The following is a 22,038-nucleotide window of genomic DNA, read 5'->3' as shown; positions in this document are numbered from 1 at the left end:
CGGCGTTCCCCGAGGAGTGAAGCGTTGACCTCGACAAGCCTGCCGGACAGCCTGATCGCCACCCTTCCCGGCTCCGCCTACACGGATCCCGGAGTCTTCGCCCAGGAGCAGGAACGCATCTTCGAGACGATGTGGTTCTGTGTCGCCCGCGCCGCGGACCTGCCGAAGCCCGGCGCCTTCCGCACCGTCGACGTGGGGCGCGAGAGCATCCTCGTCACCCGGGCCCGGGACCACTCGATCCGCGCCTACTTCAACGTCTGCCGGCACCGCGGGGCCAGGCTCTGCACCGATGAGACGGGCGAGGTCAAACGCGCCTTCCAGTGCCCGTACCACGCCTGGACCTACGGCCTCGACGGCACGCTGGTCGCGGCACCCAACCTCACCAAGATGCCCGATGTGGGCCGCACGGAGTACGGCCTGGTGAGTGTGGCCGTCCGCGAGTGGCTCGGCTATGTCTGGGTGTGCCTGGCGGAGAACCCGCCCTCCTTCGAGGAGGACGTCATCGGCGAGGTGGTCACCCGCCTCGGCGACGTCGAGTCGATCGACCGCTACGACGTCGCCCACCTCGCGGTGGGCCAACGGATCGTCTACGACGTCAAGGCGAACTGGAAGCTCATCATCGAGAACTTCATGGAGTGCTACCACTGCGCCACGATCCATCCCGAACTCACCGAGGTGCTCCCCGAGTTCGCCGACGGCTACGCCGCCCAGTACTACGTGGGCCACGGCGCCGAGTTCGGTGAGGACGTCCGGGGCTTCACCGTCGACGGCTCCGAGGGCCTGGACCGGATCCCGGGGGTCTCCGAGGAACAGGACCGCCGGTACTACGCGATCACCGTCAAGCCGCAGGTGTTCATCAACCTCGTGCCCGACCATGTGATCTTCCATCGGATGTACCCGGTCGCCGTCGACCGCACGGTCGTCGAGTGCGACTGGCTCTACCTCCCGCACGTCGTGGAGAGCCACAAGGACGTCAGCCGGTCCGTGGAGCTCTTCGACCGGGTCAACCGCCAGGACTTCGACGCCTGCGAGCGCACCCAGCCGGGGATGAGCTCACGGCTGTACGCCAAGGGCGGTGTGCTCGTGCCCAGTGAGCACCACATCGGCGCCTTCCACGACTGGGTTCGGGAGCGTCTCGGGGCGCGTCAGCCCGAGTGACAGGCAGGCGCGGTGCCCGTGGCCCGCGGGGAGGGCGCACGCGGGCCGTGCGGCCGTCGTACGGGGTGCGGTCAGCCCAGGTATCCCATGCGATGGCTGATCTCCTCCGCGCCCTTGACCAGCACCGGAGCCAACTCGTGCATGCGCTCCTCGGTGAACCGGTACGAGGGTCCGGAGGCGCTGATCGACGCGATGACCTCGCCCTCCCGGTCCCGGATCGGTGCGGCCATGGCGTGCAGCCCGATCTCCAACTCCTCCAGCGTCCAGGCGTAACCGCGCTCCCGGGCCTCGGCGAGGTTCTTCTCCAGCTTCGCCTTCGAGGAGATCGTGCGGGGGGTCAGCTTCTTCAGTCCGGCGTCCGTCAGCAGCGCGGCGCGCTCCTCGGTGGCCAGATGGGCCAGCATGATCTTGCCGCTGGAGGTGGCGTGCAGGGGGGTCAGCTGACCGACCCAGTTGTGCGCGGTGACGGCGGCCTGGCCGCGCACCTGGTAGAGGTTGATCGCGTAGTGCTCCTGCATCACGGCGATGTTGACCGTCTCGCCGATGCTCTCGGCCAGGCGCTCGCACACCGACCGGCCCTGCTGGGTGATGTCGATACGTCCCGTGACGGCGCCCGCCAGACGGACGATGCCGAAGCCGAGGCTGTACTTGCCCCGCTCGCCCGACTGCTCGACAAGTCCCCGCGCCTCCAGGGCGCCGAGCAGCCGGAACGCGGTCGACTTGTGCACCTCGATCTCGGCGGCGACCTCGCTCACGCCCGCCTCGCCACGCTGAGCCAGTATCTCCAGGACGCTGATGGCCCGGTCGACGGACTGCACCCCGCCGGACGACGACCCGCTTGTTTCGGTATCCGGACTGTAGTTGCTCATAACGGAACTATACGCGCAGTAAACAACGCCCTAGCAAGCAACGCGATGTGAACAAACACCGTGGAAGTTGCGTGCTTCGCAACCTAGAGCGCATTGCGATACCCGTACTAGCATGCCCCGCATATCGACGGCGCGAGCGAGACGAGGCACCATGGCCCTCCTGCACTACGACTTCGTCATCGTCGGTGGTGGATCAGCCGGCAGCGCACTGGCCAACCGACTCTCGGCCGATCCCGCGAACCGGGTGCTCGTACTGGAGGCGGGCCGCCCCGACTACCCGTGGGACGTGTTCATCCATATGCCCGCGGCGCTGACCTACCCCATCGGCAGCCGCTTCTACGACTGGAAGTACGAGTCCGAGCCCGAGCCCCACATGGGCGGCCGGCGCATCTACCACGCCCGTGGCAAGGTGCTCGGCGGCTCCAGCAGCATCAACGGCATGATCTTCCAGCGCGGCAACCCCATGGACTACGAACGCTGGGCGGCCCGACCGGGGATGGAGACCTGGGACTACGCCCACTGTCTGCCGTACTTCCGTCGCATGGAGAACTGTCTGGCGGCCGACCCGGACGACGAGTTCCGCGGCCATGACGGTCCCCTTGTCCTGGAGCGCGGCCCGGCCACCAACCCGCTCTTCACCGCCTTCCTGGAAGCCACCCGGCAGGCGGGCTACGCGTCCACGGACGACGTCAACGGCTACCGGCAGGAGGGTTTCGCCAAGTTCGACCGCAACGTCCACCGCGGTCGCCGCCTGTCGGCCTCGAAGGCGTACCTCAGGCCCGCGATGAAGCGGCCGAACCTCACCGTGAAGACGCGCGCCCTCGTCAGCCGGGTCCTCTTCGAGGACAAGCGCGCCGTCGGCGTCGAGTACCAGCAGGGCCGCCGTGCGCCGCAGCAGGTCCGGGCCCGCGAGGTCATCCTGTGCGGCGGCGCCGTCAACACCCCGCAGCTGCTGCAGCTCTCCGGCGTCGGCAACGCGGCCGAACTGCCCGCCCTCGGCATCGACGTCGTCCACGATCTGCCGGGCGTCGGCGAGAACCTGCAGGACCACCTGGAGGTGTACGTCCAGTACGCCTGCAGACAACCCGTCTCCGTGCAGCCGTACATGGCGAAGTGGCGCGCCCCCTTCATCGGGCTGCAATGGCTGTTCCGCAAGGGCCCCGCCGCCACCAACCACTTCGAGGCGGGCGGCTTCGCCCGCAGCAACGAGGACGTGGACTATCCCAACCTGATGTTCCACTTCCTGCCGGTCGCCGTCCGCTACGACGGCTCCTCGCCGGCCGGCGGCCACGGCTACCAGGTGCACGTGGGGCCCATGTACTCGAACGCCATCGGATCGGTGAAGATCAAGAGCAAGGACCCGCGGGAACGCCCCGCGCTGCGCTTCAACTACCTCTCCACGGAGCAGGACCGCCGCGAGTGGGTCGAGGCGATCCGTGTCGCACGCCGGATCCTCAACCAGCCCGCCCTCGCCCCCTACAACGGCGGCGAGACCTCGCCCGGACCCTCCGTCGAGTCCGACGAGGAGATCCTCGCCTGGGTCGCCGAGGAGGGCGAGACGGCCCTGCACCCCTCGTGCACCTGCAAGATGGGCACCGACGAGATGTCCGTCGTCGACCCGCTGAGCATGCGAGTGCACGGGCTGGACGGGCTGCGGGTGGTGGACGCGTCGGTGATGCCGTACGTCACCAACGGCAACATCTACGCGCCTGTGATGATGATCGCCGAGAAGGCGGCCGACCTCATCCTCGGCAAGGAGCCGCTGCCGCCCTCCAAGGCCGCCTACTACCGTCACCGCGACGCCCAGAAACAGGCCGGGTGAGCGGTGGGCAGGCAAGCCCCGCGGGCGCTGCTCACCCGCGTCCGCTACGAGGTGCTGCCGGCGAAGGCGGCGGAGGACAAGGTCCTCGCCCATGTGCCGCGCGACGTCGTGGTCACGGTCACGGCGTCGCCGGTCAAGGGCCTGGAGCCGACACTCGGTCTCACCGAGCGGCTCGCGGCGCACGGTTACCGCGTCGTCCCTCATGTCCCCGCGCGGCTGCTGCGGGACGACGCGCACCTGAAGGACGTCGTGGAGCGGCTGTGCGCGGCCCAGGTCGACGATGTCTTCGTCCCGGCGGGTGATGCCGACCCGCCGGCCGGGCCGTACGACGGAGCGCTGCCGGTGCTGCGCGCGCTGACCGACATGGGCAGGCCCTTCGCGGACACGGGGATCACCGGGTACCCAGAGAGTCATCCGCTCATCCACGACGACATCACCGTCCGGTCGATGGGGGACAAGCAGGCGCACGCCACGTACATCGTCAGCAACCTGTGCTTCGACGCGCGCGTGCTCACCGACTGGATCGCCCGGATCCGGCGCCGCGGCGTGACACTGCCCCTGTACATGGGCGTCGCCGGCCCCGTGGAGCGGGCGAAGCTGCTGTCCATGGCGACGAAGATCGGGGTGGGGGAGTCGGCCCGCTTTCTCGCCCGGCACCCGTCCTGGTTCCTGCGGCTCGCGGCACCGGGTGGATACGCCCCGGACAGGCTGCTCGCCCGCGGCGCGGAGGGGTTCACCGAGCCGTCGGCGGGAGTGTCCGGCCTGCACCTGTTCACTTTCAACCAGATTGCGGAGACGGAGCGTTGGCGCCGTGCCCTGGTGGACCGGCTGGGCGGCTGACACGCGCGCGAGAGCGCCGCTCCGGTGACCGAACCGGGACCCGCCACCCTCTTGACGGGTGTCAGTCCCGTCGGACAGGGTGTTCCACCACAAACAATGCAGTGCACAATGCGCAACGACTTCGTTCGAAGGGCGCGGCCGTGGCAGATCTGTATGTGGACGGAGAATGGCGCGCCCCGGTGGCGGGCGGCCACCGGGAGATCCGCTGTCCGGCGGACGGCACGCTGGTCGCGACGGTCTCGGAGGCGACCCGACCCGACACCGAGGCGGCGATCGCTGCGGCCCGCCGCGCCTTCGACGACGGCCCCTGGCCCCGCACCCCCGAGCGTGAGCGCGGCGCACTGCTGTTGCGCATCGCCGACATCCTGGAACGCGACGCCAAGGACTTCGCCCGTGCGGAGTCGCTCGACACCGGCAAGCGCCTGGTGGAGAGCGAGTACGACATCGCCGACGTCGCCTCCTGCTTCCGCTACTACGGCGGTGTCGCCGGCACCAGCGCGGGCCGGGTGGTCGACACCGGCCGCGACGACGCGCTCAGCCGGGTCACCTACGAGCCCGTCGGTGTCTGCGGACTGATCACCCCCTGGAACTACCCGCTCCTACAGGCCTCGTGGAAAGTCGCCCCGGCTCTGCTCGCGGGCAACACCGTGGTCCTCAAGCCCAGCGAGCTGACGCCCTCCACCTCGATCCTGCTGATGAAGGCCCTTGAAGAGGCGGGTCTCCCGGCCGGCGCCGCCCAACTCGTGCTGGGCGCCGGAGCCGAGGTGGGCGCGCCGCTGGCCGAGCACCCGGACGTCGACATGGTCTCGTTCACCGGAGGCCTCGACACCGGGCGGCGCATCATGGCCGCCGCCGCGGCGACGGTGAAGAAGGTCGCGCTGGAACTCGGCGGCAAGAACCCGAACGTCGTCTTCGCCGACGCCGACTTCGAGACCGCCGTCGACTTCGCCCTCACCGCCGTCTTCCTGCACTCCGGACAGGTCTGCTCGGCCGGCGCCCGCCTGATCGTCGAGGACTCGCTGCACGACGCCTTCGTCGACGAACTCGTGCGCCGCGCCCGGCTCATCCGCCTGGGCGGACCCTTCGACCCGGAGGCCGAGACCGGGGCACTGATCTCCGCACAGCATCGGGAGAAGGTCGAGGCGTACGTCGCCGCCGGTCTTGCCGAGGGCGCCGTACTGCGCTGCGGCGGCGCGCGCCCCGACGATCCCGCGCTGGCCGGCGGCTTCTACTACCCGCCCACCGTCCTCGACGAGTGCCGGCAGGACATGCGCGTGGTGCACGAGGAGTCCTTCGGACCCGTACTCACCGTAGAGCGCTTTCATGACGAGGACGGCGCGGTCCGCATCGCCAACGACACGGAGTACGGCCTCGCCGGAGCCGTCTGGACGCAGGACGCGGGCAAGGCCCAGCGGGTGGCGCGCAGGCTGCGCCACGGCACCGTGTGGATCAACGACTACCACCCCTATGTGCCGCAGGCGGAATGGGGTGGCTTCGGACACTCCGGCGTGGGCCGTGAGCTGGGACCGACCGGCCTTGACGAGTACCGAGAGCCCAAACACGTCTGGCAGAACATCCAACCCCGGCCGCAGCACTGGTTCCGCGGCTGAACGCCGAAAAGAGGCTGATCATGACCCCAGCCCAGACCGAGGTGTCGCAGCGGCGCGACACGTCCCAGGACCCCCCGGAGCGCACCCCGGTCATCTCGGTGCGCCGGCTGTGGAAGGTGTTCGGACCGAAGGCCGACCAGGTGCCGGGATCCGAGGAGTTGTGCGGCCTCACCCGCCGCGAGCTCATGGACCGCACCGGATGTACCGCTGCCGTACGGGACGTGAGCTTCGAGGTGTCGCCCGGCGAGGTCTTCGTCGTCATGGGCCTGTCCGGCTCCGGCAAGTCCACCCTGGTGCGATGTCTGACCCGGCTGATCGAACCGACCGCCGGGGAGGTCGTCTTCGAGGGCGAGGACATCCGGGGCGCCGACGCCAGGCGGCTGCGCGAACTGCGGCGCAGCAAGTTCTCCATGGTCTTCCAGCACTTCGGACTGCTGCCGCACCGCAGGGTCGTCGACAACGTGGCGTTCGGCCTGGAGATCCGGGGCATGGGCAGGGGCGAGCGCACCAGGCGTGCGCTGGAGACCGTGGAACTGGTGGGCCTCGCCGGCTACGAGAACTCCTACCCCGACCAGCTCTCCGGCGGTATGCAGCAGCGCGTCGGTCTCGCCCGCGCGCTCGCCGGCGACCCCGAAGTCCTCTTCTTCGACGAGCCGTTCTCGGCGCTCGACCCGCTGATCCGCCGCGACATGCAGAGCGAGGTCATCCGCCTGCACCACGAGGTCGGCAAGACCATGGTGTTCATCACCCACGACCTCTCCGAGGCGCTGAAGCTGGGCGACCGCATCCTGATCATGCGTGACGGCAGGATGGTCCAGTGCGGCACCGGTGACGAACTGGTCGGCGCCCCCGCCGACGACTACGTACGGGACTTCGTCAGGGACGTGCCGCGCGGCGACGTCCTCACCCTGCGCTGGATCATGCGCCCCGCCGGGCCCGACGACGCCCTCGACGGGCCGGAGTTGGGACCGGACGTCGTGGTGCGCGAGGCCACCCGGGCGGTGCTCGCCGCGGAGAAGCCGGTCAAGGTCGTCGAGGGCGGCAAGCTGCTCGGCATCGTCGGCGACGAGGAGATCCTCTCCGTCGTCGCCGGGCAGGAAGGCGGTGCGTGATGGCCGTCGCCGCCGACGCGACCGCGCCGGTCGCGACCCTGCGCCGGAAGATGAGCCGCCGTACGGCGGTGGCGGCGGTCCTGATCGTCTGGCTGGTGCTCTTCGCGGTGCTGCGCGGCCGCCAGACGCTGACCCTCGCGGCGGCCGATCTGACCGGTCTGCACCGCTGGTTGAACGACGTCAACGACAGCATCGGCGCCAACCGCAACTCCAACCCGCTCTTCCTGTACTTCTTCAACGAGATCCGTCTGGCCATCGACAACCTGGTGACCTTCGTCCAGTCCCTGATCTCCCAGCCCACCGGTAGCCGCCCGGTCCCGCAGATCGGCTGGCTCGGCGTCGTCGGACTCGCCGGCTATGTCTCCTGGGCCGTGGGCAACTGGCGGGTGGCCCTGCTGGCCGCGGCCGGCTTCACCTTCTTCGGGCTGCAGGGCCTGTGGCAGGAGAGCATGGACACGCTGGCGCTGACCCTGTCGGCGGTCCTCGTGGCCCTGCTCATCGGGATTCCGCTCGGCCTGTGGGCAGGTCTGTCCGACCGGTTCAACCGGATCATGACGCCTTTCCTGGACTTCATGCAGACGATGCCGACCTTCGTCTATCTCGCCCCGCTGACCCTGATCTTTCTCATCGGCGGGGCCTCCGCCGTGATCACCACGGTGATCTACGCGGCGCCGCCCGCCATCCGTATCACCGCGCACGCCATCCGCTCCGTGCCCGAGACCACCGTCGAGGCGGCGGACTCGCTGGGCACGACACGGTCGCAGCAACTGCTGAAGGTGCTGCTGCCGATGTCCAAACGCACGGTGGTCATGGGCGTCAACCAGACCATCATGGCCGCTCTGGCCATGGTGACCATCGCCGCCCTGATCGACGCGCCCGGCCTCGGCAAGACCGTCGTCCAGGCCCTGCAGTCGCTCGACGTCGGCACCGCCTTCAACGCGGGCCTCGCCATCGTCGTCATGGCCATCGTGCTCGACCGGGTCACCACGGCGGCGGCCGTGCGCACCGAGACGGCCCGCCGCACGGGCGGCACCCTCCGCAGATGGCGCCGACCGCTGCTGGCGGCGGGCGGGATCGCCGTCCTGGTCCTGGTGTATCTGTCCCACACCTACGTCTGGGCGGCCGACTTCCCCGGCAACGGCAGCACCGGCACTCATATCGCGAGCGCGGTCGACACGGCGACCACCTGGCTGCAGGACCATCTCTCGGGCCTGACCAACGCCCTTCGCGACGCCCTCACCAACGGTCTGCTCGACCCGTTCCAGACGCTGCTCACCGACTCCCCGTGGTGGCTGGTCGGCGTCACGCTGGTCGCACTCGGCGCGGTGCTCGGCGGATGGCGCGCCGGGGTGACGGCCGCCGTGTGTGTCGGGCTGCTGGTCGGCACGGGCCTGTGGTCGGACAGCATGACCACGCTCGCCTCGACCGCCGTGGCCACGGTGCTGGTGATGCTGCTCGGCGCCGTGTTCGGAGTGTGGATGGGACGCAGTCAGCTCGTGGACCGGCTGGTGCGCCCCACCCTGGACGCCGCACAGGTCATGCCGCCGTTCGTCTATCTCGTGCCGTTCCTGGCCCTCTTCGGCGCCACCCGGTTCACCGCGATCGTCGCGGCCGTCGTCTACGCGGCGCCCGTCGCAATCAAGATCATCGCGGACGGTGTGCGGAACGTGCCGGAGGCCACCGTGGAGGCGGCCACCTCGGCCGGGTGCAACACCTGGCAGATCATCACCAAGGTCCAACTGCCGATGGCACGAGGAGCCCTGACGCTCGCGACCAACCAGGGTCTGATCTACGTGCTGTCGATGGTTGTGGTGGGCGGCCTGGTAGGGGCCGGCGCCCTCGGCTACGACGTCGTGGCCGGGTTCTCGCAGGGAGAGCTGTACGGCAAGGGGCTGGCGGCGGGACTCGCCATCGTACTTCTCGGAGTCATGTTCGACCGGATCACTCAGGCTGCGGCACGACGCACCAGGGCATAAGGAGCACGACACCATGGCAAGACACTGGCGAACCGGCGCGGCCTGCCTGGCCGTCCTCGGCCTCACCCTCACGGCCTGCTCGGGCGCGAAGGTCGGCGACAGCGCCTCCGCGGGCTCGAAGGCCTCGGGCGGCAAGTGCGGCACCTTCAACCTGGCCGTCAACCCGTGGATCGGCTACGAGGCGGACGCGGCGGTCGTCGCGTATGTGGCGCAGCACGATCTCGGCTGTACGGTCCAGAAGAAGGACCTGAAGGAGGAGATCGCCTGGCAGGGCTTCGGGACCGGTGAGGTGGACGCCGTCCTGGAGAACTGGGGCCACGACGATCTGAAGAAGAAGTACATCACCGAGCAGAAGACGGCCGTCGAGGCGGGTTCGACGGGCAACCAGGGCGTCATCGGCTGGTTCGTGCCGCCGTGGCTGGCCAAGGCGCACCCGGACATCACCGACTGGCAGAACCTCAACAAGTACGCCGACCGGTTCAAGACCTCCGAGTCCGGCGGCAAGGGCCAGTTGCTCGACGGGGACCCGTCCTACGTAACCAACGACGCGGCGCTGGTGAAGAACCTGAAGCTGAACTTCAAGGTGGTGTACGCGGGCAGCGAGACCGCGCTCATCCAGGCCTTCAAGACGGCTGAGAAGAACAAGCAGTGGATGGTCGGCTACTTCTACGAGCCCCAGTGGTTCATGTCGGAGGTGCCGCTGGTCAAGGTCAACCTGCCCAAGTACACGGCGGGTTGCGACGCCGACGCGGCGAAGGTGGCCTGCGACTACCCCGTCTACGACCTGGACAAGATCGCCAGCGCCACGTTCGCCAAGTCGGGCAGTCCGGCGTACGACCTGGTGAAGAAGTTCCACTGGACGAACGACGACCAGAACACCGTCGCCAAGTACATCGCGGTGGACAAGATGTCGGACGACGCGGCTGCCAAGAAGTGGGTCGAGGCGAACCGCGACAAGGTCGACGCCTGGCTGAAGTAGCCGAGGCGGCCGACGTAACGGGAGTCGGGGAGCGGTCGGTTGAGGACGCCCGGCGGGCGGTGTGCACAGGTGCGCACCGCCCGCCGGGCGTTGCCGTGTTCCGGGCTGTTCTCCGAGGTCACCGCCCCCTTGACACCCTTCCTGGCGACGGGCACATTGAGTTGCACAACCTGAATCACGTTGCGTAAAGAGCAACTGAACCGTTCTCGAGTTCGGAGGTTGGGCGATGGCGGGACCCCGAGTGGTCATCATCGGAGCGGGCGTCGTGGGAGCGGCCCTCGCGGACGAGATCTCCGCACGCGGCTGGACCGAAGTGACCGTGGTCGACCAAGGACCCCTGCCGGCCACCGGGGGATCCTCCTCGCACGCCCCGGGCCTGGTCTTCCAGACGAACCCCTCGAAGACCATGACGGAACTGGCGCGCTACACGGTCGAGAAGTTCTGCTCCCTCGACGTCGACGGCAAGCCCTGCTTCCTCCAGGTCGGCGGCCTCGAAGTGGCGACGAGCCCCGAGCGCCTCGCCGAACTCCGGCGCCGCCACGGCTGGATCACCGCCTGGGGCATCGAGGCGCGACTGCTGACCCCCGACGAGTGCGTGGAGCGCCACCCCCTGGTCGACCGCGGCAAGGTCCTCGGCGGACTCCTGGTCCCCACCGACGGCCTCGCCAAGGCCGTCCTGGCCGTCGAGGCCCAGATCCGCCGGGCCACCGGGCGCGGTGTGCGCTTCCTCGCCCGCCATGAGGTCCTCGACGTGCGGCAGAGCGAGGGCCGCGTCACCAGCGTGCTGACCGACCAGGGCGAGATCCCCGCCGACATCGTCGTGTGCTGCGCCGGCATCTGGGGGCCGAGGATCGCCCGCATGGTCGGGATGAACCTGCCGCTCACCCCGCTCGCCCACCAACTCGCCTGGACCGGCCCGATCCCCGCCCTCGCCGGCCAGACGGAGGAAGCGGTCCGCCCGATCCTGCGCCACCAGGACGCCGACCTCTACTACCGCGACCGCTTCGACGGACTCGGCATCGGCTCCTACGGCCACCGCCCCATGCCCGTCTCCGCCGACGACATCCTCTCCGTGGACGAGGCCGAGGAGATGCCCTCGGTCCTGAAGTTCACCGAGGAGGACTTCGAGGACGCCTGGACCGAGACCCGGTCACTGCTCCCCGCGACCCGCGAGGCCAAGATCGAGGAGGGCATCAACGGCCTGTTCTCCTTCACCACCGACGGCTACCCGCTGCTCGGCGAGTCCCCGCACGTCAAGGGCTTCTGGGTCGCCGAGGCCGTGTGGGTCACCCACTCCGCGGGCGTCGGCCGGGCCGTCGCCGAATGGCTGGTCGACGGCCACTGCTCCTCCTTCGACCTGCACGAGTGCGACATCAACCGCTTCGAGCCGCACCAGCTCTCCCCGGAGTACGTCCTCGCCCGCGACTGCCAGAACTTCGTGGAGGTCTACGACATCCTCCACCCCCTCCAGCCGGCCGGAAATCCGCGCCCGATCCGCACCAGCCCCTTCTACGCCCGCCAGCAGCAACACGGCGCGTTCTTCCTTGAGGCGAACGGCTGGGAGCGCCCCCAGTGGTACGAGGCCAACGCGTCCCTGGTCGAGGGCCGCACGATCCCCACCCCCAACGACTGGGCCGCCCGCTACTGGTCGCCCGTCGTCGGCGCCGAAGCCCAGGTCACCCGCGAGACCGTCGCCCTGTACGACATGACGGCCCTCAAGCGCCTGGAGGTCAGCGGCCCCGGCGCCGCCGGCTTCCTGGAGGGGCTGGTCACCGGCAAGGTCGCCAAGTCCGTGGGCTCGGTGACGTACACCCTGCTCCTCAACCACGACGGCGGCATCCGCAGCGACATCACCGTCGCCCGTCTGGCCCCCGACGTCTTCCAGATCGGCGCCAACGGCAACCTCGACCTCGACTGGCTCACCCGCCGTCTGCCCGCCGACGGAACCGTCCAGGTCCGCGACATCACCGCCGGCACCTGCTGCATCGGCCTGTGGGGCCCGCTAGCCCGCGAGGTCCTCCAGCCCCTGACCGACCGGGACTTCTCCAACGACGGCCTCAAGTACTTCCGCGCCCAGCGCGCCCACATCGGCAGCGTCCCGGTGACCGCCATGCGCCTGAGCTACGTCGGCGAACTCGGCTGGGAGCTGTACACCACCGCCGACCTGGGCCAGAAGCTGTGGGACACCCTCTGGGCCGCGGCCGAGCCACTGGGCGGCATCATCGCCGGCCGCGGCGCCTTCAACAGCCTCCGCCTGGAGAAGGGCTACCGCTCCTTCGGCACCGACATGACCTATGAGCACGACCCCTACGAGGCGGGCGTCGACTTCGCCGTCAAGCTCGACAAGGGCGACTTCATCGGCAAGGCCGCACTGGAGCGCCGCAAGACCGACGTGCGCCGCAGGCTCAGCTGCCTGACCATCGACGATCCGCGCGCGGTGGTCATGGGCAAGGAACCGGTGTACGACGGCGACCGCGCCGTCGGTTATGTCACCAGCGCCGCCTACGGCTACACCATCGGCAAGGGCATCGCCTACGCCTGGCTCCCGGTGGAGCTGGCCACCCCCGGAACCATCGTGCACATCGGCTACTTCGACCAGCGCATCGAGGCCGTGGTGGCCGAGGAACCCCTGTTCGACCCGGCCATGTCCCGCCTCCGTGGTTAGCCCCGAAGCAGGAGAACCGCGGCCTGACCAGGCCCTGCCGCCCGCCGCCGGTCAGGAGAGGACTCAACCCAGATAGCCCATCCTGTGGCTGATCTCCTGAGCGCCCTTGACCAGCGCGGGCGCGAGTTCGTGGATACGTTCCTCGGTGAAGCGGTACGCCGGCCCCGATGCGCTGACGGCGGCGATGACCTCGCCGTCCCTGGAGCGGATCGGGGCCGCCATCGCGTGCAGCCCGATCTCCAGCTCCTCCAGCGTCACCGCGTACCCGCGCTCGCGTGCTTCGGCGAGGTTCTTCTCCAGCTTCGTCCTGGCGGTCAGGGTGTGCGGCGTCAGCTTCCGCAATCCGGAGGCCGCGAGCACTCGGGCGCGCTCCTTCGCCGGCAGGTGCGCGAGCAGGATTTTGCCGCTGGACGTGGCGTGTACGGGGGTGAGCTGTCCGACCCAGTTGTGCGAGCCGACCGCGCCCGGGCCGCGCACCTGATACAGGTTGACCGCGTAGTGCTCCTGCAGAACCGCGATGTTGACGGTCTCGCCGACCTCCTCTATCAGCCGCTCGCACACCGGCCGGCCCTGCTGCGTGAGGTCGAGGCGACCCGTGACCGCGCCCGCGAGGCGCACGATCCCGAAGCCCAGCCGGTACTTGCCCCGATCGGCCGCCTGCTCGACCAGACCGCGTGCCTCGAGCGCCCCGAGCAGCCGGAACGCGGTCGACTTGTGGACGTCGATCTCGGCGGCGACCTCGCTGACCCCCGCTTCGCCGCGCCGCGCGAGAATCTCCAGAACGCTGACGGCACGGTCGACGGACTGCACCCCGCCCGCCCCGGGACCCGCTGCTTCGCCGTCCGCCCCATGGTTGCTCATGGCGCAACTATACGTAGACGCTGCCCAGCACACGCAGGGCCTCCGGACCGACAGCCTGATCGAGGAGACCGCGGAGCAGGACCGGGATCCCGGCAGGACAAGCGACGGCAGACTCTTTGGCCGCCGCATCCATCACGCACATCCCGCTGCCCCGCTCCGGTCACGATGCCTGACGGCCTCCACCGTTTCACCCTGAGCGGGTGTCACTCCTGTCCACCCGTGGAACGGCTCTTCTGCCACCGCTGCAGTGCCGTTTGCACGGCCTCTTCGTCTTCGGCCGCATGGGCACCCGAAGCTCCTGCCGCGCCAAGAACCAACTCGCCGTCGGTGACCAGAACTCCGCCGGCCCACGGGACGGAGACGCGCCGCTGATCAAGGCCGGGGGCTGAGGCCTGTTGCTAAAGAGAGGCTGTCAGTCGCGGTTGAAGGCGAGGTACCGGTGAACCCTGCTGTCATGCGATGCGATGCGATGCGATGCGATGCGATGCGATGCGATGCGGTGGCGGACCGGCGGAGTACGAGTCCACCACCGCATCGTCCCTGCGGCCCCCGGGGCTCGTTCACTCCGTGACGAAGTCGGCCATCATGGCCATGTCTTCGTGCTCAAGGTTGTGGCAGTGCAGCAGGAACCGGCCCGGGTAGTCGGTGAAGCGGGTGACGATCTCCACGGATTCGGCGGGGCGCAGGTCCACGGTGTCCTTCCAGCCCGCGTCGTAGGGGCCGGGTGACCGGCCGTTGCGGGCGGTCACCCGGAAGTGGTTGAGGTGGAGGTGTACGGGGTGGTGGAAGTCGGTGACGAACCGCCATAGCTCGGTGGTGCCGAGTCGGACGGTGGCCAGGGGTCTGCCGGGCTCGTAGGGGCGGCCGTTGATGGTCCAGCCGGTGGATCCGGCCCGCCGCTGGAAGTGGAACGTGCGGGTCGCCGCGGCCCGCTCCGGCCGCGGCGCGGCTGTCGCGGACAGTCGGTCCGGTATGCGGGAGTCGTCGGCCGGTGGCCGGGCGGTGGAGACGTCGAAGCACATGACGTACGCCGTGCTGCCGCTGCCCAGCCGGTTCGTCAGGCGCACGCGGGTACCGGGCCGGTAGCGGGAGAAGTCGACGATCACGTCGAAGCGTTCGGCCGGGGCGATGTCCAGGGTGTCGTGTGCGAGCGGCCTTTCCAGCAGTCCGCCGTCGCCGCCGATCTGCACGAGACCGCCGCCGCCCGGCGGCGGGGGGTCGAGCGCCAGACGGTAGCGGCGGGCGTTGGAGGCGTTGAGCAGGCGCAGGCGGTAGCGCAGCCTCAGTGGCTCAAGCACCGGCCAGGGCGCCCCGTTGACGAGAAGGACGTCGCCGAGGACGCCGTCCATGTACGGGTCGGTGACACCGGGCGTGTGCTGGGCCGGGTCCAGGGCAGGGTACCGGAAGGAGCCGTCGGCGGCGAAGGCCCGGTCGGCGATCATCAAGGGGATGTCTCGTTCACCACGTGGGAGGGGCAGTGCCTCTTCCTCGTCGTCGTGTACGAGGTGGAAACCTGCCAGGCCGCGCCAGACGTTCGGGCCGGTGAAGCCCATGCGGTGGTCGTGGTACCAGAGGGTGGCGGCCCGCTGCTGCATCGGATACGTGTACGTCCGCTCGGTTGCGACGTCGTCCCGCGCAGCGGCCCCCGGGGACATGTCCGGCATCCCTGCCATGCCGTCGGGGTTTGAGGCCGTGCCGCTGCGCGGCAGGATCAGTGCGGTCGGATAGCCGTCGCTGCCGTAAGGGGTGTGGCCGCCGTGCAGGTGGACCACGGTCGGGTGCGGCAGTTCGTTGCGGTGCCGTACCACGGTCCTGCGGCCCGAGCGGGAGACCAGGGTCGGCCCGGGGAAGGTGCCGCCGTATGTCCAGGCGGTCGTCTTGAGCCCCGGTAGGATCCGCAGCCGCGCTGTCTGTTGGGTGATCTCGTATACATCCGTCGTGCCGCTGGAGCGCGCCGGCGCGAGCACCGGCGGGACGGGCAGCGGCACCGCGTACGGCCGTGGCAGGGCTGTCTGGCTGCGCAGCAGCAGCCCCGGCTGCCCCGGTGTCAGTGACCCGCCGGCCATGGCCCATCCGCCCGCGGTGAGCGCGCCACCGCCCAGGACAGCCGCGCCGAGCAGGCGGCGTCTGGCGATGCCCCCGGTCATATGCGCTCCGCCCGGGCACGGTTCGGGCCTGCTGCTGCCGCGCGCCAGGCCCAGCCGAACATGAGGAAGGTGCAGGCGATGATCGCCACGCCCAGCGGGACATGAACGGCGAGCACCCGCGTATACCCCATGGCGATCTGTCCCGCCTCTGCGCCGAAGAGCGCGATACCGGCCAGGAGCGGCCAACTTGGCCCGCCGCCGGGCCGCCACAGCAGCAGCGCGGCCACGATCTGGGCCAGCGCGGTCAGCCCGGTGGCCGTGGCGTTGAGGGCGTGCAGGTCGAGGGCCCCGTAGTGCCCGGACAGGAAGCTGCCGGCCAGTACGGCCTGCCCGAGTGCGAGGGCGGCCTCGCAGGTCACCACGGCCCGGAAGACCGCGAGGGTCCAAGGCCGCACAATCAAATTAGACATGAACAAGATAGTGCCATACGAGACTATCCCGGTGGGATCAATCTCGTCTTGCCCTATGCTGGATGACGATGAACGCGCCCGACTTTCCTTCCCCCGCGCTCGGCACCGGTCCCGCACGCATCGGCCCGCTGCTCCGCCTCGCCCAGCGACGCGCCGCCCGGACGTTCGCCGAGGCTCTGCGCCCACTGGGCATCGAGGGCCGGCACTACGGTGTCCTGCTCAACCTCGCCACGCACGGGCCGCTCAGCCAGCGACAGCTCATCGATCTCACGGGCAGCGACAAGTCCGCCATGGTGCGCACGGTCGACGATCTGGAGGCTGGTGGCTTGGCCGTGCGGCGGCCTTCTCCCGCCGACCGGCGCGCCTACGCGGTGGACATGACCGACGAGGGCAAAGCATTGTTCGCCGACGCCTCACGGATCAGCGACGAGGTGGGCGCCGGGCTTCTCGACTGCATGGAGGAGGACGACCAGGAGCTGTTGTGCACGCTCCTGGGACGTTTCATCACGGCCGAGGAGGCTTAGCAGCTCCATGGCAGTGGCAGGGCCGGGCACTGATCTGAGGCCGGCGAGTTGATCGACAGCCCGTTCACGCCGCTCGCGCACTCCGGAGTGAACATCGAGAGCTCCGAGGCAGCCGAGGAGAGGCCGGGCCCCCTTGTGCGGCGGAGGGCCGATGGTGATGTCGAGGAGTGCGTGCGCGTCCTCGCGGAGGTCCATCGGCGTGACGGCTATCCGGTGAACTGGCCCGAGCGGCCCGGCGAGTGGCTGTCGTACGGCCCCATGCTGGGCACCTGGGTCGCCGAGCTTGGCGGCCGCCTCATTGGGCATGTCAGTTTGTCGCAGGGCGGCGAAGGCGACCTGGCCCCGAAGTTGTGGAGCGAGCGCAACGGGGCGACGCGGGGTGCGACCGCCGTGGTCAGCAGACTGTTCGTCGCCCCGCAGGCGAGGGGGCAGCGGATCGGTGCACTGCTGATCGGCCAAGCAGTGCGGGAAGCGCGGCATCGGGGCCTGCATCCGGTGCTCGACGTCGTCGCATCCGACACTGCCGCCGTAGCCCTGTACGAGCGGCTGGGCTGGGAGTTGATGGCCACGGTCGAGCAGCAGTGGGGCCCGCAGCGGACGGTGGACATCCGCTGCTATGCAGCGCCGTCGTGAGGTATTCCACCAAGCCTGCCGGGGTGGCATCATGCAGCGATGATCGCTTCGACACCCGCCGTGGTCCCCGCAGGGCGGATGAGCCAGAGCGAACAACCGGTGTTCCGGCTCACCGGGGACGTAGAACTGCGTCCGTGGCGGCAGGACGATGCCCAGGTCATCGTGGACGCCTGTCTGGACCCGGATATCCAGCAGTGGAACCGTCCAGGGCGTGACGTGTCACTGGAGGATGCCCAGGAGCGGATCGTCCGCTGGCACGAGCGCTGGAAGTCGGAGCAATCGGCGATCTGGGCTGTCGCACAGGTCGGTGAGCGGCCCATGGGCTTGATCGGTTGGGGCGATATCGATCTCAAGGGCGGGAGCGCTGAGATCCTTTACTGGCTGCTGCCGACCGGTCGCGGTAGTGGCGTCATGGTCGATGCGACCCTTCGGGTCAGCCGGTGGGCGATGGATGACCTCGGTCTGCACCGGCTGCGCCTCACCCATTCCGTAGCGAACCCGGCCTCCTGTCGAGTTGCGACGAAGGCCGGGTTCGCTCTGGAAGGCACTATGCGAAGCGCCCTGCTGCATACGGACGGGTGGCACGATGAACATCTCCACGCCCGAATACGAGGCGACGAACGGCCCTCCTCGCAGGGAAGCCCTTCGTGTCCACCGCGACGTGTCTCTCCCGTCTCTCCTGCCCGTTGATCATCTCAGCAGGAGCGCGCAGGACTACGGCAATCCTGCCGCGTTGCGCGCGTCAAGGTCCGAGAAGTAGCGGTCCACGATGTCGCTTTCGTGGGCCACACTGTCGATCGGCTCGCCGACCACCCGGCCGGCCAGCTCCGTGGCCAGTGAAATGACGGCGCCTCGAAGCTCTGTTGCCGCGATCACCCGGTCGGTCGCGAGCTGTGCCTGAGCTTCCGCGAGCATCTCCTCGCGTTCCCGCAGGCCCTCGGCGCGGATCCCGGCGATCAGTTGTGCGCCCTGTTCCGAAGCCTCCTGGCGCAGGCGAGCCGCCTCGTGCCGCGCCTCGGCCAGTTCCTCACGGTACTCGGCGAGGACTTCAGCGGCCTCGATCGACGCCTGCTCGGCCTGTTCCCGCTGACCGTCGATGGCGTCCTGCCGTTCGGCGAGGGCCTTGTTGATCCGAGGCAGAAGGATCTTGGTGAAGGAAACAAAGATCACGGCGAAGGCCAGCAAGCACACGAGTGTCGGGGCGAGCCGGGGTATGAGTATGCCCATGCCAAGATCTTAGGAAGATATTGCAATATTGGGGAGCTTCAGATGCGAGTTCTTACCCAACTCGGTTGGTCGGCAACGCGTTTGACAGTTCTCGCTGCGGCTGTCGGGGTGGGCGGAGTGCCCAGGCGTCGGTGTCGGGGGCTCGACCGGACCGTACTCGATACGTTGCGCCCCCCCGCGTCACCGGCGTTCTGCTCGACACCGCCGACCGGGCCTACCGGTGGCTGGCCGTCGAGGTCAACTCCGCCAACGACAAACCCTGTTCGACGTGACCGACGGCGCGGTGCGCAACGGCGGCAACTTCCACGGCGGTGATGTGGCGCAGGCGATGGACGCCGTCAAGACGGCGGTCGGCGGCGTCGGCGATCTGCCGGACCGTCAGCTGGAGCTGGTCGTCGACGAGAAGTTCAACAACGGCCTGACTCCGAACCTGATCCCGATGCTGGGACCCGAGGACTTCGAGGCCGGACTGTTCCACGGCTTCAAGGGCATGCAGATCACGGCCTCGTCGCTGGCCGCCGAGGCGCTGAAGCGGACCATGCCGGCAGCGTCGTTCTCCCGCTCCACCGAGGCGCACAACCAGGACAAGGTGAGCATGGGCACGATCGCGGCCCGCGACGCCCGTTCGTGGTGGAACTCGTCCAGCGCATCGCGGCCATCTACCTGATCGCCCTGTGCCAGGCGGCGGACCTGCGTGGCCTCGAACACCTCAGCCTTCCCACCCGCGCGGCCTACGACGCGGTGCGCGGTGTCTGCGCGTTCCTGGACCGCGACCGGCCGCTGGACGCCGACATCGAACGCGTGGTCACGCTGATCCGCTCCGGTGATCTGCGCGGTGTGGTCGAACTAGAGACGCAGGACACCGTGTCCGGCGAGACGATCCGGTGAGCACGAACGTGGCGGCCCTCGCAGAGGTGACCTGCGAGGAGCGCGCGGACGGCACCCGGGTGCTGCGCGTCGGCCAGGAGCTGCCGGACCATCCGCCGACGCTCGCGCACATGCTGCGCCGCTGGGCGGCCGAGTGCCCGGAGCGGACGCTGGCGGCCGAGCGGGACGGGGGACGGCTGGCGGACGCTGACGTACGGCGCGGCTGCGGAGGCCGCGGCCGCGCTGGGCCAGGCGTACCTGGACCGCGGGTGCGGCCCGCAGCGCCCGGTGCTCCTGCTGTCCGGCAACTCCCTCGACCATCTGCTGCTCACCCTCGCCGGCTATCTCACCGGCGTCCCCCTCGTCCCGGTCAGCACTGCCTACTCCTTGCGCAGCACCGACCACGCACGCGTGCGCGCCATCTCCGCTCTGGTCCGGCCGGGACTGGTGTACGCCGACGACGGCGACCGCTTCCGGGCCGCCCTGGACGCGGCGGCGGCCGTGGCCGGCACGTCCCCGGAGACGGTGGTCTCACGGCGGCCCCGTACGGGGGACGTGTCGTGGACACGCTACGGCGCACCGTCGTCACCGGCGCCGTGCGGCGGGCCTACGAGTCACTGACACCGGACACGGTGGCGAAGATCCTGTTCACCTCAGGCTCGACCGGCACCCCCAAGGGAGTGCTCAACACCCACCGGATGCTCTGCGCCAATCAGCAGATGCTCCGGCAGATCTGGCCCTTCCTGGAAGACGAACCGCCCGTGCTCAGCGACTGGTTGCCATGGAGCCACACCTTCGGCGGCAACCACAACCTGCACCTGGCGCTGTGCAGCGGCGGGAGTCTGTACATCGACGACGGGGCACCGCTGCCCGACGCGTTCGAGCGCACCGTGGACGCGCTGCGCCGGCTGCCGCCCACTGTCTGCGTCAACGTACCGGCCGGCTACGGCCTGCTCGTCCAGCGGCTGGAGAGCGATCCCGAACTCGCCCGGCGGGTTCTGTCGCGCGCGAGGATCCTCCTCTACGCGGGCGCCGACCTGCCGGACACCCTGCGGAAGCGGCTGCGTGCCGTCGCCCGCTCGGCCACCGGGCGCGACATCGAGGTCGTGTCGTCGTGGGGCGCGACCGAGACGGGGCCCGCGGCGGCATCCACCTATGGAGGCGTGCGCGAGGGCATCGGCATCCCGCTGCCCGGCGTCGAGCTGAAGCTCGCCCCGGTTGGTGACCGGACCGAGCTCCGGATGCGCAGCGCCTCGGTCACCCCCGGGTACCTCGGCATGGACGTCCCCGGCGCCCTCGACGAGGAGGGCTTCTACCGCAGCGGTGACGCGGTGCGGCTGCTCGACCCGGGAGGCGACCTCCGCCTCGGGCTCGCCTTCGACGGCCGGATCGCCGAGGACTTCAAGCTCGCCAGCGGCACCTGGGTGGTCGTGGGCCGCCTGCGGAACGCGCTGCTGTCGGCCGCCGGGGTGCTGGCCGACGTCGTGCTGGTCGGCGGTGACCGGTCGCACATCGCGGCGATCGGCTGGCTGGCGCTGGCCCCGGCCAACGAACTGCTCGGCACACGGGCCGCCCACGTCACCGAACTGCTCGGCCATGACGGACTGAGCCGGCACCTCGCCGCGGTCCTGACCAGGCTCAACGCGGGCGCCGGGGCCGCGTCGCGCGTCGAACGGCTTGCGCTGGTGGCCGAGCCGCCGAGCATCGACGACGGCGAGATCACCGACAAGGGGTACCTCAACCACCGCGTGGTGACCGACCGGCGCAAGGAGGTCGTCGATCTGCTCTGCGCCGACGACCCGGACCCCGCACTCGTGATCAGCGCACGTCAGTGCCCCAGGTGACGTCGGCGCGACGGGCCGACGCTGCCTGCCGGGGCACCGGCACAGGTGCTCAGCCGACGAGTGTCTGGCGCAGCGCGGCCAGTCCGTCGGTGTAGATGCCGTGGAAGAGGCTCACGGCCTCCTCGTCGGTCACTCCGACGGGGGTGAACGTCCCGGACCACTCCACGCGCGCGGTCTGTCCGCCGGGCAGCTCGTGCACGCTCAGGGTGGACAGGTAGCCAGTGATGGGGAAGGGAGCCTCGACGATCGAGTAGCTGTAGGTGCGGGCCTTGTTGTCGAAGGCCTCCAGCCGTTCGACGATGACGCCGCCGTCCTCGTTCTTGAGACTGCGTACCCGGCCGCCCTCGCTCAGCTCGCTGCCGGGGATGAACGGCAGCCACTCGGGCAGGTTGCCGAATCCGCCGATCAGCTGCCAGACACGGTCGGCGGTGACGGGGATCTCCAGGGATACGGTGGTCGAGGCCATGGGGGGTTCCTCCAGGGGAGTGTGCCGG

22 protein-coding genes are annotated in these 22,038 nt (G+C 69.6%); 15 read left to right on the top strand and 7 right to left on the bottom strand.

Translation table 11 applies throughout. The features are described from left to right. The first annotated feature begins 24 nt into the window (after positions 1-24). Positions 25-1,158 (top strand): aromatic ring-hydroxylating dioxygenase subunit alpha, encoded by a 1,134-nt coding sequence (locus tag ACFYX0_RS17160; RefSeq protein ID WP_388971040.1) that lies wholly within the window; start codon positions 25-27, stop codon positions 1,156-1,158. A gap of 71 nt (positions 1,159-1,229) precedes the next feature. Here ACFYX0_RS17160 and ACFYX0_RS17155 read toward each other — a convergent pair whose 3' ends face one another. Next, positions 1,230-2,027 carry an IclR family transcriptional regulator gene (locus ACFYX0_RS17155; protein ID WP_388971038.1) on the bottom strand — a complete coding sequence of 266 codons (798 nt, stop codon included), beginning with the start codon at positions 2,025-2,027 and terminating at the stop codon, positions 1,230-1,232. A gap of 151 nt (positions 2,028-2,178) precedes the next feature. On the opposite strand from ACFYX0_RS17155, the gene betA reads away from it, so the two are divergent. From betA to ACFYX0_RS17120, 7 genes are all read left to right on the top strand, one after another. After that, positions 2,179-3,849, top strand: a complete 1,671-nt coding sequence (betA, locus tag ACFYX0_RS17150; protein ID WP_388971036.1) for a choline dehydrogenase — start codon at positions 2,179-2,181, stop codon at positions 3,847-3,849. A 3-nt stretch (positions 3,850-3,852) separates the two neighbouring features. Continuing rightward, positions 3,853-4,689 carry a 5,10-methylenetetrahydrofolate reductase gene (locus ACFYX0_RS17145; protein ID WP_388971035.1) on the top strand — a complete coding sequence of 279 codons (837 nt, stop codon included), beginning with the start codon at positions 3,853-3,855 and terminating at the stop codon, positions 4,687-4,689. A 140-nt stretch (positions 4,690-4,829) separates the two neighbouring features. Continuing rightward, complete coding sequence (locus tag ACFYX0_RS17140) at positions 4,830-6,299, top strand: aldehyde dehydrogenase family protein (protein WP_388971033.1); 1,470 nt, start codon at positions 4,830-4,832, stop codon at positions 6,297-6,299. A 20-nt stretch (positions 6,300-6,319) separates the two neighbouring features. Then, complete coding sequence (locus tag ACFYX0_RS17135) at positions 6,320-7,411, top strand: glycine betaine/L-proline ABC transporter ATP-binding protein (RefSeq protein ID WP_388971031.1); 1,092 nt, start codon at positions 6,320-6,322, stop codon at positions 7,409-7,411. A 50-nt stretch (positions 7,412-7,461) separates the two neighbouring features. Beyond that, positions 7,462-9,387 (top strand): ABC transporter permease, encoded by a 1,926-nt coding sequence (locus ACFYX0_RS17130; protein WP_388971074.1) that lies wholly within the window; start codon positions 7,462-7,464, stop codon positions 9,385-9,387. 13 nt (positions 9,388-9,400) lie between these two features. Continuing rightward, the gene (locus ACFYX0_RS17125) at positions 9,401-10,366 is read left to right on the top strand and encodes an ABC transporter substrate-binding protein (RefSeq protein ID WP_388971029.1); all 966 of its coding nucleotides are present in this window, start codon (positions 9,401-9,403) and stop codon (positions 10,364-10,366) included. A 226-nt stretch (positions 10,367-10,592) separates the two neighbouring features. Continuing rightward, positions 10,593-13,031, top strand: a complete 2,439-nt coding sequence (locus tag ACFYX0_RS17120; protein ID WP_388971027.1) for an FAD-dependent oxidoreductase — start codon at positions 10,593-10,595, stop codon at positions 13,029-13,031. A gap of 63 nt (positions 13,032-13,094) precedes the next feature. Here the strand turns inward: ACFYX0_RS17120 and ACFYX0_RS17115 are convergent, their stop codons facing one another. From ACFYX0_RS17115 to ACFYX0_RS17100, 4 genes are all read right to left on the bottom strand, one after another. Then, on the bottom strand, positions 13,095-13,892 hold the full coding sequence (locus ACFYX0_RS17115; protein WP_355920623.1) for an IclR family transcriptional regulator: 798 nt from the start codon (positions 13,890-13,892) through the stop codon (positions 13,095-13,097). 203 nt (positions 13,893-14,095) lie between these two features. Continuing rightward, positions 14,096-14,209: a hypothetical protein gene (locus ACFYX0_RS17110; protein ID WP_388971025.1), complete on the bottom strand. Its 114-nt coding sequence runs from the start codon at positions 14,207-14,209 to the stop codon at positions 14,096-14,098. 243 nt (positions 14,210-14,452) lie between these two features. Then, positions 14,453-16,039 carry a multicopper oxidase family protein gene (locus ACFYX0_RS17105; RefSeq protein WP_388971023.1) on the bottom strand — a complete coding sequence of 529 codons (1,587 nt, stop codon included), beginning with the start codon at positions 16,037-16,039 and terminating at the stop codon, positions 14,453-14,455. Continuing rightward, on the bottom strand, positions 16,036-16,449 hold the full coding sequence (locus ACFYX0_RS17100; protein WP_388971021.1) for a hypothetical protein: 414 nt from the start codon (positions 16,447-16,449) through the stop codon (positions 16,036-16,038). The genes ACFYX0_RS17105 and ACFYX0_RS17100 overlap by 4 nt, the downstream gene beginning before the upstream one ends. Positions 16,450-16,517: 68 nt before the next feature. On the opposite strand from ACFYX0_RS17100, the gene ACFYX0_RS17095 reads away from it, so the two are divergent. The 3 genes from ACFYX0_RS17095 to ACFYX0_RS17085 all read left to right on the top strand — a co-directional run bounded on the left by ACFYX0_RS17095 (position 16,518) and on the right by ACFYX0_RS17085 (position 18,296). After that, entirely contained in the window at positions 16,518-16,973 is a 456-nt protein-coding gene (locus ACFYX0_RS17095; RefSeq protein WP_388971019.1) for a MarR family winged helix-turn-helix transcriptional regulator, read from the top strand. A 171-nt stretch (positions 16,974-17,144) separates the two neighbouring features. After that, positions 17,145-17,606, top strand: coding sequence for a GNAT family N-acetyltransferase (locus ACFYX0_RS17090; RefSeq protein WP_388971072.1), 462 nt, complete (start codon positions 17,145-17,147; stop codon positions 17,604-17,606). A gap of 39 nt (positions 17,607-17,645) precedes the next feature. After that, entirely contained in the window at positions 17,646-18,296 is a 651-nt protein-coding gene (locus ACFYX0_RS17085) for a GNAT family N-acetyltransferase (RefSeq protein WP_388971017.1), read from the top strand. A gap of 24 nt (positions 18,297-18,320) precedes the next feature. Here the strand turns inward: ACFYX0_RS17085 and atpF are convergent, their stop codons facing one another. Beyond that, on the bottom strand, positions 18,321-18,833 hold the full coding sequence (gene atpF / locus ACFYX0_RS17080; RefSeq protein ID WP_388971015.1) for a F0F1 ATP synthase subunit B: 513 nt from the start codon (positions 18,831-18,833) through the stop codon (positions 18,321-18,323). A gap of 94 nt (positions 18,834-18,927) precedes the next feature. Between atpF and ACFYX0_RS17075 the strand changes: the two genes are divergently transcribed. The 4 genes from ACFYX0_RS17075 (at position 18,928) to ACFYX0_RS17060 (ending at position 21,544) form a co-directional block, all read left to right on the top strand. After that, on the top strand, positions 18,928-19,500 hold the full coding sequence (locus ACFYX0_RS17075; RefSeq protein ID WP_388971070.1) for an aromatic amino acid lyase: 573 nt from the start codon (positions 18,928-18,930) through the stop codon (positions 19,498-19,500). Continuing rightward, the gene (locus tag ACFYX0_RS17070) at positions 19,464-19,721 is read left to right on the top strand and encodes a hypothetical protein (protein WP_388971013.1); all 258 of its coding nucleotides are present in this window, start codon (positions 19,464-19,466) and stop codon (positions 19,719-19,721) included. The genes ACFYX0_RS17075 and ACFYX0_RS17070 overlap by 37 nt, the downstream gene beginning before the upstream one ends. Before the next feature lie 90 nt (positions 19,722-19,811). Continuing rightward, positions 19,812-20,321: an AMP-binding protein gene (locus ACFYX0_RS17065; protein WP_388971068.1), complete on the top strand. Its 510-nt coding sequence runs from the start codon at positions 19,812-19,814 to the stop codon at positions 20,319-20,321. Continuing rightward, a complete protein-coding gene (locus ACFYX0_RS17060) occupies positions 20,261-21,544 on the top strand; it encodes an AMP-binding protein (RefSeq protein WP_388971011.1) in 1,284 nt (427 codons plus the stop codon). Before ACFYX0_RS17065 ends, ACFYX0_RS17060 begins: the two co-directional genes overlap by 61 nt. Positions 21,545-21,593: 49 nt before the next feature. Here the strand turns inward: ACFYX0_RS17060 and ACFYX0_RS17055 are convergent, their stop codons facing one another. Beyond that, positions 21,594-22,010 carry an SRPBCC family protein gene (locus ACFYX0_RS17055; protein ID WP_355916545.1) on the bottom strand — a complete coding sequence of 139 codons (417 nt, stop codon included), beginning with the start codon at positions 22,008-22,010 and terminating at the stop codon, positions 21,594-21,596. Between the last annotated feature and the right edge of the window lie 28 nt (positions 22,011-22,038).

Source organism: Streptomyces sp. NPDC002573, from assembly GCF_042889625.1.
Taxonomy (GTDB): domain Bacteria; phylum Actinomycetota; class Actinomycetes; order Streptomycetales; family Streptomycetaceae; genus Streptomyces; species Streptomyces gibsoniae.
Note: the sequence above shows the minus strand (reverse complement) of the source record. Positions and strands in the feature narration are given on the sequence as shown.